The organism is Nonomuraea diastatica (genome assembly GCF_004349015.1).
GTDB classification, from domain to species: Bacteria; Actinomycetota; Actinomycetes; order Streptosporangiales; family Streptosporangiaceae; genus Nonomuraea; species Nonomuraea diastatica.
The window spans coordinates 1-11,995 of the sequence record NZ_SMKP01000259.1; the positions used below are offsets into that span (position 1 = coordinate 1).

General features: G+C 69.9%; 12 protein-coding genes and 1 tRNA gene. 5 read left to right on the forward strand and 8 right to left on the reverse strand.

The annotated features are described in order from the left end of the window. The coding region (locus E1294_RS47950; protein WP_246083798.1) for a spermidine synthase at nt 1-797 on the reverse strand (797 nt) is incomplete at its 3' end. A gap of 42 nt (nt 798-839) precedes the next feature. Here E1294_RS47950 and E1294_RS47955 point away from each other — a divergent pair. From E1294_RS47955 to lat, 4 genes are all read left to right on the forward strand, one after another. Continuing rightward, entirely contained in the window at nt 840-2,354 is a 1,515-nt protein-coding gene (locus tag E1294_RS47955; protein ID WP_220448367.1) for a penicillin-binding transpeptidase domain-containing protein, read from the forward strand. Nucleotides 2,355-2,423: 69 nt separating this feature from the next. Further along, complete coding sequence (gene trhA, locus E1294_RS47960; protein WP_132518810.1) at nt 2,424-3,071, forward strand: PAQR family membrane homeostasis protein TrhA; 648 nt, start codon at nt 2,424-2,426, stop codon at nt 3,069-3,071. A gap of 97 nt (nt 3,072-3,168) precedes the next feature. Further along, nucleotides 3,169-3,711 (forward strand): HdeD family acid-resistance protein, encoded by a 543-nt coding sequence (locus E1294_RS47965; RefSeq protein ID WP_132518812.1) that lies wholly within the window; start codon nt 3,169-3,171, stop codon nt 3,709-3,711. 58 nt (nt 3,712-3,769) lie between these two features. Next, a complete protein-coding gene (gene lat, locus E1294_RS47970; protein WP_132518814.1) occupies nt 3,770-5,038 on the forward strand; it encodes an L-lysine 6-transaminase in 1,269 nt (422 codons plus the stop codon). Nucleotides 5,039-5,044: 6 nt separating this feature from the next. On the opposite strand, the gene E1294_RS47975 is transcribed toward lat, so the two are convergent. The 3 genes from E1294_RS47975 to E1294_RS47985 all read right to left on the reverse strand — a co-directional run bounded on the left by E1294_RS47975 (nt 5,045) and on the right by E1294_RS47985 (nt 7,713). Then, nucleotides 5,045-6,265 carry an NAD(P)/FAD-dependent oxidoreductase gene (locus tag E1294_RS47975; protein WP_220448368.1) on the reverse strand — a complete coding sequence of 407 codons (1,221 nt, stop codon included), beginning with the start codon at nt 6,263-6,265 and terminating at the stop codon, nt 5,045-5,047. Between the two features lie 179 nt (nt 6,266-6,444). Next, nucleotides 6,445-6,669, reverse strand: coding sequence for a helix-turn-helix domain-containing protein (locus E1294_RS47980; protein WP_132518818.1), 225 nt, complete (start codon nt 6,667-6,669; stop codon nt 6,445-6,447). Nucleotides 6,670-7,062: 393 nt separating this feature from the next. Continuing rightward, entirely contained in the window at nt 7,063-7,713 is a 651-nt protein-coding gene (locus E1294_RS47985; RefSeq protein ID WP_246083799.1) for a TetR/AcrR family transcriptional regulator, read from the reverse strand. Between the two features lie 44 nt (nt 7,714-7,757). On the opposite strand from E1294_RS47985, the gene E1294_RS47990 reads away from it, so the two are divergent. Next, nucleotides 7,758-7,985, forward strand: a complete 228-nt coding sequence (locus E1294_RS47990) for a hypothetical protein (protein ID WP_132518820.1) — start codon at nt 7,758-7,760, stop codon at nt 7,983-7,985. A gap of 150 nt (nt 7,986-8,135) precedes the next feature. On the opposite strand, the gene E1294_RS47995 is transcribed toward E1294_RS47990, so the two are convergent. From E1294_RS47995 to E1294_RS48010, 4 genes are all read right to left on the reverse strand, one after another. Continuing rightward, nucleotides 8,136-8,208: transfer RNA gene (locus tag E1294_RS47995), tRNA-His, on the reverse strand. A gap of 67 nt (nt 8,209-8,275) precedes the next feature. Then, nucleotides 8,276-8,869 carry an oligoribonuclease gene (orn, locus tag E1294_RS48000; protein WP_132518822.1) on the reverse strand — a complete coding sequence of 198 codons (594 nt, stop codon included), beginning with the start codon at nt 8,867-8,869 and terminating at the stop codon, nt 8,276-8,278. A 69-nt stretch (nt 8,870-8,938) separates the two neighbouring features. Then, nucleotides 8,939-10,069, reverse strand: coding sequence for a DUF2510 domain-containing protein (locus E1294_RS48005; RefSeq protein WP_132518824.1), 1,131 nt, complete (start codon nt 10,067-10,069; stop codon nt 8,939-8,941). A gap of 124 nt (nt 10,070-10,193) precedes the next feature. Beyond that, nucleotides 10,194-11,564, reverse strand: a complete 1,371-nt coding sequence (locus E1294_RS48010) for a protein kinase family protein (protein ID WP_132518826.1) — start codon at nt 11,562-11,564, stop codon at nt 10,194-10,196. Nucleotides 11,565-11,995 lie beyond the last annotated feature (431 nt).

Here is an 11,995-nt window from a genome sequence, read left to right on the forward strand (position 1 = left end):
TCGTTGATGGGGGCGGCCCCGGCGACGAAGTTGGTCAGCGCCTCGCCGTGCACGCATCGCGCCTGGGTCAGGCCCCCCGCCGCCCTCCGGCTCAGCAGGTCGAGCGGGAGCCCGGTGCGGGACGCGGCCACGATGAGGTTGCCGAAGCGGCGGCCGCGCATGATCCCCGGCTCGGCCATCAAGGCCACGTGGCCGAAGGCGGCCGTCACGGTGGCCAGCAGGCGCCGGGCGAACGCCAGCCCCTTGCCGTCGGCCAGGTTGATCAGCAGGGTGCCCGACGGGCGGAGGACGCGCGCGATGTCGCCCATGTACTCGGCCGTGGCCAGCTCCACCGGCATCGTCGCGCCGGAGAAGGCGTCGAGCACGACCAGGTCGGCCGAGGCGTCCCAGATCTTGGCGGTGCCCTCGCGGCCTCCGTCGACGATGACCTTCAGCTTGGGGACGGACCGGAGGTTCAGCTGCTCGCGTACGAGGTTGACCAGCAGGCCGTCGGGTTCGATCACGATGTGGCGGGAGCCGGGGCGGGTGGCGGCGACGTACCGGGGGATCGTGCAGGCGCCGCCGCCCACGTGCAGGCAGCTCAGCGGCCCTTCTGCCAGGAGGTCGATCACGTCCGCCATGAGTCGGACATACTCGAATTCCAGAAATGTCGGGTCTTGTAGATCCACGTACGACTGAGGTACGCCATCCTTGGACAGCACCCAGCCGTCCTGCCTGTCCAGATCCCGGAGAAGTTCGATCTCGCCGAACGTCACCGGATAAAGGCCGGGCATCGGTTCCCGCTGTCCACGTGCCACGCTGATCCCTCCTGGGAGAACCGTATGCGACGAAGAAGACTGATGGTGCTCGTTGTCGCTCTTGTCGCGGTGCTTGGTGCGGGTGCGTTCGCCGTGATGGCGTCGAGCCGGGTCAGGGGGAGCGCGTCCGAGACCGCCGCGGAATACTTCGCGGCGTGGCGCGAGGGCGACATCCTGGGCATGGCCCGCCTGGTGCACCAGCCGCCCTCCGACTTCTCCCAGCAGCACTACGCGCTGACGGAGGAGCTGCACATCGAGTCCATCCGGCTCACTCCCGGCCAGGTGAAGAGCGCGGGAGACGAGAGCGCCGAGGTGCCGTTCTCGGGGGTACGGCAGCTCGCCGAGCTCGGGGCGTGGCCGTTCGCCGGCTTGTTGCGGCTCGGCGTACGCGAGCGGGCCTGGAAGGTGTTATGGGCGCCCGAAACGCTGCACCCCCTGCTCAAGGACGGCGGCACGCTGGAGCTGGGCGAGATCGAGGGGTCGGCGGCAGAGCTGGTCACCCGAGAGGGCCACAAGATCCCCAACGACAGCTACGCGGAGGCATACCTCAATCCGCTCAAGTCCGAGTTCGAGACCGCCGGCCACGGCTGGGAGCTGGTGTCCAAGGTCCCGGGCCGGCCCGCCAGGCGGCTGCTGGCCCGCGCGCCCGAGGCGAACGTCGAGCGCACCACCCTGTCGCGCCCGGTCCAGGCGGCGGCCGCCAGGGCCCTGGACGGCGTGGACGACTCGGCGGTCATCGTCATCCGGCCGAGCACCGGCGAGATCCTGGCGCTGGCCGACCGCCTCAAGGACAACTACAGCGCCGTGCGGGACGTCTTCCCGCCCGGCTCCGTCTTCAAGACGATCACCGCCGCCGCGCTGCTCAGGTCGGGGCTCGACCCGTCGGCACAGGTCGAGTGCCCCGGCACGTACACCATCCCGTTCCACCGGGCCTTCCAGAACGACGGCCAGGTGGACCGCGGCGTCGTCAGCTTCACCGACGCGTTCGCCCACTCCTGCAACACGACCTTCGTCCAGCAGGCCACCACCAGGATCGACGCCGACGCGCTGCGCGAGACCGCGGACGTGTGGGGGTTCGGCCGGCCCATCGCGACCGGCATCGGGGGGACCTGCGGCACCGTGCCCGACACCGACGATCTCGACATGTTCGCCGCGGACACGATCGGCCAGGGGCAGGTCGTCGCCACCCCGCTGTGCATGGCCACGGTGGCCGCCGCCGTGCAGAGCGGCGTCTGGCGCTCGCCCAGGCTGCTGTCGAAGGAGCAGGTACGCCGCATCGACGGCCCGCCGCACGAGGACGTGCCCATGGACCAGGCGGTCGTGAGCGCGCTGCGCGACATGATGGCCGCCGTGGTCGACCACGGCACGGCCAGTGAGGCCGGGCTGCCCGAGGGTGTGGTGGGCAAGACGGGCACGGCCGAGGCCCTGGACGAGGGGTCGCACGGATGGTTCATCGGTTACCGCGATGACCTGGCCTTCTGCGTGTTCGTCCGGCATGGGGGATCGGGGCGCCGCGCGGCCGTCCCCATCGCGGCCCGTTTCCTCAACGGGTTGTGACCCCTGGGACCGCATGTTCAGCGGACCACCACAAGGGGTGGAAATCGAACCTACGGTACCGTAGGTTGCATGACGACCCTCACCGTCAAGCCACGGCTGCGGGGCTGGTTGCACACCGGAGCATTGCCCGTCACGCTGGTCGCGGGGTTCGTGCTCGTGGCGCTCGGCCCGACCCTGCAGGCACGCCTGGCCTCCGCCGTCTACGCGATCACCTCGGCCCTGCTGTTCGGCATCTCGGCCACCTACCACCGCAGCACGCTGGGCCCCCGCCTGGCGGAGTTCCTGCGCAGGTTCGACCACGCCAACATCTACCTGATCATCGCCGGCACCTACACGCCCTTCGCCCTGCTGGCGCTGGACGGAGCGGCCAGGGTCGCGGTGCTCTCCGTCATCTGGGGCGGCGCGCTGGCCGGCGTGCTGTTCCGGGTGTTCTGGATGAACGCCCCGCGCTGGCTCTACACGGTCCTCTATCTGGCGCTGGGCTGGACCGCGATCTTCGTGATGCCGCAGCTGCTGCAGGGCGCGGGCGTGGCCGCCGTCGTGCTGGTGGCCGTCGGCGGCGTGTTCTACTCGGCCGGAGCGATCGTGTACGGCCTGCGCCGCCCCGACCCGGCGCCCCGCTGGTTCGGGTTCCACGAGGTCTTCCACGCCTGCACCATCGCCGCCTACCTGGTGCAGTACATCGCGGTCTCGATCGTGGTCTACTCCCACGGGTGAACGCGGCGGTGGCGCGTGACGGACGCAGGCGGTCGAGTCACTGACATTTGACCCGGTGCTGGTCTGTTTTCGGGTGCTTCTCGGAAAACAGACCAGCATGGGGGAAATCGCAAGTTCGTGGTGGATGCTGCTGGTGCGCGGCCTCGCGGCCATCGTCTTCGGCTTCCTGGCACTCATCTGGCCGGGCATCACGCTGATCGTGCTGGTGGCCTTCTTTGCGGCGTACTTCCTGGTGAGCGGGGTTTTCGCGCTGTTGTCCGGTTTCCGTCACGGCGCCAGGTCGCGGGCCTGGCTCATCATCTCCGGAATCGTCGGCATCCTGGCCGGCATCGTGGCGTTCGCCTGGCCGGGGATCACCTCCATCGCCCTGCTCTACGTCGTGGCCTTCTGGGCCATCGTCTCCGGCGTCGCGGAGGTCGTCGCCGGGATCCAGCTGCGCAAGGACATCGACAACGAGTGGATGCTCATCGTCGGCGGCATCCTGTCGGTGATCTTCGGCGTCCTGCTGCTCATCTGGCCGGGGGCCGGCCTGCTCAGCCTCGTCTGGCTCGTCGGCGCCTTCGCCATCCTGTATGGCATCTCCGAGATCGCTCTAGCGCTTCGCGTGAAGAACTTCACTTCCAGCCCACGTGTGCCGTAAATTTTACATATGAGAAGGCGTTCCTCGAAAGGAACGTACGACCCTACGTGGAGGCGCCATGGACGTGCACACCCGCCTTGCCCACCACCTGCTCGTCGACGGCTACCGACTGGTGCTCGACCTGGAGCTCAGCCGTGGCTCCTGGCTCGTCGACGCCCGCGACGGCCGCCGCTACCTCGACTTCTACACCTTCTTCGCCTCCGCCCCCCTCGGCGTGAACCCGCCCTTCGACCCCGACTTCACCCAGCTCCTCGGCCAGGTCGCCCGCAACAAGCCGGCCAACCCCGACATCTACACCGAGCACCTCGCCGACTTCGTCGACACCTTCGTCCGCGTGCTCGGCGACCCCGCACTCCCGCACCTGTTCTTCGTCGAGGGCGGCGCTCTCGCCGTCGAGAACGCGCTCAAGACCGCCTTCGACTGGAAGAGCCGCCGTAACGAGGCCGAGGGCCGCTCACGCGACCTCGGCACCAGGGTCCTGCACCTGACCAAGGCCTTCCACGGCCGCAGCGGCTACACCCTGAGCCTGACCAACACCGAGCCGGGCAAGACCGACCGGTTCCCCGTGTTCGACTGGCCGCGCATCGACGTGCCCGCCATCCACTTCGGTGACGTCGAGGCGGCCGAGCAGCGCGCCCTCGCCCAGGCCAGGGAGGAGTTCGAACGCCACCCCCACGACATCGCCTGCTTCATCGCCGAGCCCATCCAGGGCGAAGGCGGCGACAACCACATGCGGCCGGAGTTCCTCCAGGCCATGCAGGGCCTGTGCCACGAGTACGACGCCCTGTTCATCCTCGACGAGGTGCAGACCGGCGGCGGGACGACGGGGACGCCGTGGGCGTACCAGCAGCTCGGGCTGGAGCCCGACGTGGTGGCGTTCGCCAAGAAGGTCCAGGTCGGCGGGATCATGGCCGGCCGCAGGGTGGATGTGGTGCCGGACAACGTGTTCCGCCTGAGTGGCCGGATCAACTCCACCTGGGGCGGCGGCCTGGTGGACATGGTGCGCAGCCGGGGCATCCTCGAGATCGTCGAGCGCGACGGCCTGATCCAGCGCGCCGCGACCCTGGGCACCGTGCTGCTCGAACGCCTCACCAAGCTGGAGGCCGAGCACCCCGAGACGATGGCGAACGTGCGTGGCCGGGGCCTCATGTGCGCGTTCGACCTGCCCGACAGGGCCGCCCGCGACGCCCTGGTGGCCAGGCTCAGGGAGGACCAGGGAGTGGTGGTGCTGCCGTGCGGTCCCCGCTCCGTACGCCTCCGACCGGCGCTGAACATCTTGGAGAGCGACATCGACCACGGCATGGCGGCCCTGGCGGCGGCGCTCTGAGCGGCGTCACTGCGTGACGCTGGTGGCGGTGCGGCGCGGCCCGAAGTAGCGCCAGAAGAAGTTGATCAGGACGTTGACCCGGTTGCGCCCGCCCAGCAGGTACGCCACGTGCACGAAGATCCACACCAGCCAGGCGGGCAGCCCGCGCATGGTCATCCCGTTGGACAGTTGCAGCACCGCCTCCGCCTTGCCGACGGTGGCCATGATGCCCGGGTCACGGTAGGAGAAGCGCCGCAGCGGCCTGCCGTGCGCGGCGGCCAGGACCTGCCGGCCCACGTGCTTGCCCATCTGGATCGCCGGCTGGGCGAGCTGGGGTAGCGGGTCCGGCTGCCCCGACAGATCGCCGGCCACGAAGATCTCGGGGTGGTCGGGTACGTTCAGCGCGTCCGTCAGCGTGACCCGGCCGCCCTTGCCCTGTGGCAGGCCCCAGTCGGACACCTGCTTGGGCGCGGCGACGCCGAGCGCCCACACGGTCACGTCGCTCGGCAGCCGGGTGCCGTCCTCCAGCGCCACCGCGTCCGGTTCCACGGACGCCACCGTCGCACCCAGCCGCAGCTCTACCCCTCTCCTGCGCAGCGCCTCGGCCGCCGCGTCCCGCAGCCGCGGCTTGTACGGCGACAACACGAAGTCGAACTGTTCGACGAGCGTCACGCTGGTCTGGTCGGGGCGGAGCTCCGGATGCGTCAGCGGCGTGGTGTGCCGGCGCAGCTCGGCCAGCGTGCCCGCCATCTCGACCCCGGTCGCGCCCGCGCCCACCACCACGACATGTGTGCTCTCGCGCCGGCCCGCAGCGGTGTCCTCCAGGTAGTGCTGGAGCCGCCGGCGCAGCGCAGCCGCGTCACTGAGCGAGTAGATCGGCAGCGCGTTCTCCGGCGCGCCCGGCACGTTCAGCCAGTTGGTGGTGACGCCCGTGGCCAGCACGAGGTAGTCGTAGTCGAGCCCGCTGCCGTCCTCGAACTCCACCCGCCGCTCCGCGGGCAGCACCTTGCTCACCGCCGCCCGGCGGGCCCGCACGTTCGGCCACTTGGCCGCGAAGGTCCTGATCGGATAGGACACGTCGGCCGTGCCCATCCCCGCCGTGGCCACCTGGTAGAGCAGCGGCTGGAAGGTCGAGTAGGGGTTGCGGTCGACGAGCGTCACCAATGCGCCGCCCTTGGCCAGTTCCCTGGTCGCGTTCAGCCCGGCGAAGCCGGCTCCTACGACGATGACTCGTGGTCTCCTCGCCATGACAGGTCCTCTCCCCGCGAACGGCGTCATGCATGCCTATGGCACCGACAGCGGCTTTTAAACCACCACGGGGGAATGAGGCGTTTCCTCCGGACGGTCCCATGCCGGTGACCTCGGGGCGCGCAGAGGAACGGCCCACGGGCGGACTCGTTCCGGTGGGCGTTGCTGTGCGCGGGCGGCTATTTCTGGCGGGACCGCCACAACCCGATGGCGGTGACGCGTGAGCTGACGCCGAGCTTCGCGTAGATACGGTTGACGTGGTTTTTCACCGTTTTCTCGCTGAGGAACAGGCGCTGCGCGATCTGACCGTTGGACTGGCCAGTGGCGATCAGGTCCATGACCTCGGCTTCGCGTTTGCTCAGGGACGTGAACACGCTATCGAACGCTGCGTCGTCGACTCTCATCCGGCCTCCGGGGGCGCGCAGACGGTCAGATCGCCGATGGCCCCCGTGCTTCCGGCGTTAGCGGTAGACAGCGAGCATAACTCGCATTGTCAGGATTTGGGGGCGTTGCGGGGAGAAAACGACAACGGCCGGTCAAGAAGGCCGGCCGTTCGCTCAGGGTCCCTGCGTAGCACGCTCCTCCTGTTCACACCCGTCGGCGCACTCCTGTTCTCGGCGGTGGCGACCGGTGAGAGCCAGGCGTCATTCCGCTCGCAGGTCCTTGCCGGCGCATATGGAGGATCGAGCAGCGAGAAGGCTGCCGAGGGCGAGCGTGCGTAGGCGCAGCGGATGCCGTAACGATGTCCCGGAGACCTGACCGGTGAAGGGCAGAGCGGCAGGTCGCTGTTCCGGCAATCAAGGTGCTGCAGCGCCCGAGTCCGCGGTGGCGGCATCGAGCGCTGGGACAAGCGGCAACAAGGCCTTCCGGATCAGATCGGGCAGTGATCCGGCGGTGACGACGAAATCACCGACCTGTGTGGCTCCGGCTCCGGACTGCAGCCATTCCCGGACGGCGATCTTGGCAGCGGCACCGACGCTCGCGGCGAGCACCCTGGCGGCGACGGGATCGATGCCTATCGCCCCTTCGGTGAACGCGTCGGTGAGCGGTTCGGCGAGTGAGCCGGCGGCGTCCGCATAGCAGTTCAGCAGACCGGGACTGGTCGTGATCATCAGCAGGGCATCGCGTGCGCTGTCACTCGGATCGGTGTACTGCTCGACCACGGCGTCGATCACGGCCTCGGACAGGCTCACACTGGCAGGACGGCCGGTGACGGCTGCGGCGATCCGCTCCTCCCGGTCCTCGATGATGGCGGCGACGATCGCCTGCTCGCGGCTGGAGAAGTAGTTGTTGTAGGTCCTCGGGGAAACCCCGGCCGCATCCGCGATGTCGTCGACACGGACATTCTCCGGGCCGCGCTCCAACGCGAGCCGCAAGGCGGCGAGCCGCAGGGACTCTCTCGTGGCCTGCTTCTTCCGCTCTCGCAGACCAGATCGTCGCGTCGTCACAGGCTCCAGCGTGACACATGCGATGCTGCCACGCAAACTTGCGCATGCGTAAATATGCGGGACCGCAGTCTTGCGGGTCGCGGCTCGTCATCTGCCACGCCCGCAACGGGCAGGGCGGGGTCTACCCGTACTTCGTGTGCTCGGGGCGTCACGGCGGCAAGGGCGACCGCACCCGTCAGGCCATGCTCATCGAGGACGTCGAGCACTTGATCGAGGCGATCCAGGTCGGCGCGGAGACCCGACAGAACGTCGTTCACCGCCATCTCGATTGACGAGGACGGAGAACTCCAGGTGGCGCTACCAGAGCGCCCGTCCGACGCGCTGTGCGATGACCTGCGCCGCCGAGGCCAAAAAGAAAGGCGAGGTTCAAACCCGGACCGAGATGGTTCCTCTGGTCGGAAGTTTGAACCTCGCCACATCAGGGTGAGTGAAGGGACTTGAACCCTCGACATCCAGGACCACAACCTGGCGCTCTACCAGCTGAGCTACACCCACCACGGCCGCCGCTGCGCGGTGGCACAAGAAAAGTGTAGCGGTGTTCGGGAGTCTTTACGCCACTGGTTTAGTCGCTGACACGCTCGGCAAGCGATCTCGCGGTGGCCGAATCGGGCCCCGGCTGGGCCACGAAGATCGCGGCGCGGTAGTAGCGAAGCTCCCTGATGCTCTCCGTGATATCCGCCAGAGCACGGTGTCCGCCCTGCTTTTCCGGGGCGGCGAAGTAGACCCGTGGATACCACCGGCGGACCAGTTCCTTGATCGACGAAACGTCGATCATCCGGTAGTGCAAATAGGCATCGACCCCGGGCATGTCGCGCGCGATGAACGTGCGGTCCGTGCCGATCGAGTTGCCGCACAGCGGCGCCTTCTTCGGCTCGGGCACGTGGCGGCGGATGTAGTCGAGCACGAGCGACTCGGCCTCCGCCAGCGTCACGCCGCCCGCCAGCTCGGGCAGCAGCCCGGAGGCGGTGTGCATCTCGCGCACGACCTCCGACATCTGCTCCAGCGACTCGGGCGGCGGCTTGATGACCACGTCGACGCCTTCGTCCAGCTGCCGGAGCTCGCTGTCGGTGATGACACACGCCACCTCGACGAGCGCGTCGCGCCCGAGGTCGAGCCCGGTCATCTCGCAGTCGATCCAGACCAGCAAGTCACTCATTCGCTCTCCTCGCACAGCGGCTCGGAGCAATCCGCCCGCTTGTTACCCCCACCACCCTAGTGCCACAGGTCATGCGGGCTTGAGTGAGCCGACAACCTCGCTCACCACATCGGTCCCCAGATTGTCGGGAACGGAGACGTAGACGATGGCCGGCCGCTGGCCATCGCCGCGGTCCATGAGCACGATGGCGCCGTTCTCCTTCTTCCACTTGTAGTCGTTCTCCTCCGACACCTTGCTGAAGTCGAGCTCGAACTGCAGGATCCAGGCATCACGGTCGCCGATCTTCATCGCCTTGTCCTCGACGATCTTGCTCTCGTGCGCGAGCTGGTAGTACTTGCCGAAGTTCATGAAGACGGCCTTGGCCGTGTCACCCAGACCGTTGACGCCGGCGTAGGGGTAGAGCGGGTTGAGCACGCCCGCGTAGGCGTTGCCGATCCAGTCGCCGTCGCCCTGATAGTTCTCGTGCGAGGTCTTCTGCACCCCGCTCGACCACTTCTGCTGGGTGGGGTCAGGGCCGTTGATGTCGCTGGAGGCGGGCACCGTCCAGCCGTCGGGAGCCTCGAAGGAGACCCCGGCCTGCGGGTCGGTGACGCGGCCGCTCACCGGTTGCGGGAGCTCGGCGGCGCCCTGGCTGGGTGGCGGGCTCGACGGGGGATCGTTGGTGGGCGGCTCCGGCTGGAACGTGTCGGTCGGCGACGGGCCGGCCAGGGGTTCGGTGTCGCCGCGGTTGACGAAGACGACGCCGGCGACGACGATCAGCGCGGCCACCACGAGCGCCGCCAGCCCGCCGAACACCCACGGCATCGGGTTGCCCTGCTTGGGCGGCGGGCCGTGGCCGGGCCCGGGCAGCGGAACGCCGTCCCACTGCTGCGTGGGCGGTGCGGGCTGGCCGTAGGCCGACTGCCCGTACGTCGGCCGGCCGTACTGGAGCGTGGGGTTGGCCGGTGTCGCCGACCAGTCAGGGTCCGGCGGCGGCCCGGAACCCTGCGACCGGGGTTCCGGACCCTGCGACCGGGGCTCGGAATCGTGCGGCTGGAAATCGGGGCCGTGCGCCTGCGGCCCGGTGACCGGCTGCCGGGAGGCGCCGGCGGCCGGCTCCTGCGCGTGGGTGGCGTCGGTCCACTGGCTGCCGTCCCACCAGCGCAGCCGGGGCTCTCCATGGGGGTCCGGGTACCACCCCGCGGGGGTCTGCGTGGTCATGTTCGCCAGATTAGTCCTCTCTCACGCGAAACCCGGACTTCCTGGCTCGGCGGCTCGGGCCCGGGGGCTTCGACGAGGCGGTCGTACGCGGGAGGGAGATCGGCCCGGACGAGAACGGCTGTGCTCAGCACGTGTAGGTGAAGGTCGCCTTGTCCGATCGCGCGGGTCCCGGCGTGAGGACGTGCAGTGTCGCCGTGGCCTTGACGGTGCTCTTCCCCTGCAGTTTCCAGCGCAGCGGCAGGGAGTACGACGTCTGATCGGCCTTGGTGCGCAGCGTCCCCTTCACGACCTCCTCGTCCAGGTTCTTACGCCACTCGTAGGCGATCTCGCCGGGCGCCCCGTTGGTGAGCACCTCGCCGGTGATCAGGACGGAGCTGCCGCAGCCCTGGGTTTTCTTCGGCGCCGTCACCTCGACCGACGTGATCGCCAGCTCGGGCGTTCCGCCCAGCCTGTACCAGGCCAGGATCGCCCCCGCCATGACGGCGGCGAAAACCGCGGTGGACAGGATCGTGCGCCGGCGCCGGGCTCGCGAGGCCTTGTCCGCCTTCTCCGGGGGCGCGGCGGGTTTGCCGCGTCCCTCCCGCCAGATCCGCTCGGCCGTGGTCTGCGGGCGCTGCGGCTCCGTGCCCACCCCGGGCCCGAACTGCACGGCCTCCGGGGCACGGCCGGGCACGTGCAGCAGCGTGACGATGTCACCCTCGTCCTGCGGCACGACCGGCGCCTGCGCGTACGCGGGCGGCTGCGCGAACGCCGACCTGCCGCGGGCCGCCAGGGCCAGCGCGTCCCTGCTGATCGTGCCGCCGGGCAGCGCCGACCGCTCGTTGACCAGCGTGTCCCTGGCGGCGGCCAGGCCGAGGGTGGTGGCCGAGGCGGCGGCGCGGGTGAACAGCCCCGCGGCCTCCGGCGCGCTCTGCTCGCAGGAGGCGGCCAGCCCGCGCGCCAGGGACGCCCAGCCGGTCGTGTCCCGCTCGGGTGGGGAGGTCTGGCCGCGGACGGCGTCGGACAGGCCGCGTTCCGACAGCAGCGCGGCGCCCTCCGCCGTGATCACCACCGTGCGCGGCTGCACGGAGCCGTGCGTGACCCCGGCCGCGTGCAGCCCGAGCAGGGTCTGGGCGGTCTCCACCAGGACCGCCGCCGCGCCCTCAGCGGGGATCGGCCCCGAGGCGAGCAGGTCGGCCACGGTGGGGCCGGCCGCCTGCGCGGTGAGCAGCCACACCTGGTCGCCGGTGGCCACGACGTCGGCCACCGGGATCAGCCCGGTCAGGCCGGCGAGCACGAGCCGCTGGTCGGTCGTCACCGACTGAACGACCCGGTCGCGGACGCCCGGCGGTACGATGATCTTGGGATCGAACAGCAGCGCCCCGGCCCTGCGGCCGTCGGGGGAGATGGCGTCGATCCAGTTGCCGAGCTCGGTCGTCCACGTGTGCTGGGTGAGCCGGAAGCCGGCGATTCCGTTACCCGGGCCGCTGCGCGGGCCTTTCGCAGGGTTGTCCATCGCCGTTGCCCCCAGCGTGTCTAGCGCTTCCCTCTGTGGCGCCTCGCCTCGCGGCGCTGCACCGCAAGTGTGACCGGAAGCGTGCCAGTCGTCACGAGTCCGGCCGCGGACGGCAGGGCCTGCGCCTAACTCGAAGCGTCCTGCCGGGCCCCGGCGGTCGGCCGGTCATCGGTGGGCCGATCGTCTCCCGGATCGTTGCGCGGCGGTGTTCCGGCCCCTGGCGACTGCTCGCCGCCCGCCCCGTCGGAGGCGGGCGGTTGCGTGGGCTCGGTCGGCCGGGTCGTCGGGATGGTGAAGGTGGGCGCGGACGTCGGGGTGGGGTCGGGCGACCTCGACGGCGGCCGGTCACCGTCGGGCACGTGGACCTCGCCGCTGAGCCGCGGCCGGTCGGGGGTCGGCGTCGGGGTCCCGGTCGGCTTCCTGCTCTGGCG

Bases quoted from the DNA above. Each gene is read 5' to 3' on its own strand.
- E1294_RS47955 (WP_220448367.1), top strand. From the start codon at position 840: ATGGTGCTCGTTGTCGCTCTTGTCGCGGTGCTTGGTGCGGGTGCGTTC.
- trhA (WP_132518810.1), top strand. From the start codon at position 2,424: ATGACGACCCTCACCGTCAAGCCACGGCTGCGGGGCTGGTTGCACACC.
- E1294_RS47965 (WP_132518812.1), top strand. From the start codon at position 3,169: ATGGGGGAAATCGCAAGTTCGTGGTGGATGCTGCTGGTGCGCGGCCTC.
- lat (WP_132518814.1), top strand. From the start codon at position 3,770: ATGGACGTGCACACCCGCCTTGCCCACCACCTGCTCGTCGACGGCTAC.
- E1294_RS47975 (WP_220448368.1), bottom strand. From the start codon at position 6,265: ATGGCGAGGAGACCACGAGTCATCGTCGTAGGAGCCGGCTTCGCCGGG.
- E1294_RS47980 (WP_132518818.1), bottom strand. From the start codon at position 6,669: ATGAGAGTCGACGACGCAGCGTTCGATAGCGTGTTCACGTCCCTGAGC.
- E1294_RS47990 (WP_132518820.1), top strand. From the start codon at position 7,758: ATGCGTAAATATGCGGGACCGCAGTCTTGCGGGTCGCGGCTCGTCATC.
- orn (WP_132518822.1), bottom strand. From the start codon at position 8,869: ATGAGTGACTTGCTGGTCTGGATCGACTGCGAGATGACCGGGCTCGAC.
- E1294_RS48005 (WP_132518824.1), bottom strand. From the start codon at position 10,069: ATGACCACGCAGACCCCCGCGGGGTGGTACCCGGACCCCCATGGAGAG.
- E1294_RS48010 (WP_132518826.1), bottom strand. From the start codon at position 11,564: ATGGACAACCCTGCGAAAGGCCCGCGCAGCGGCCCGGGTAACGGAATC.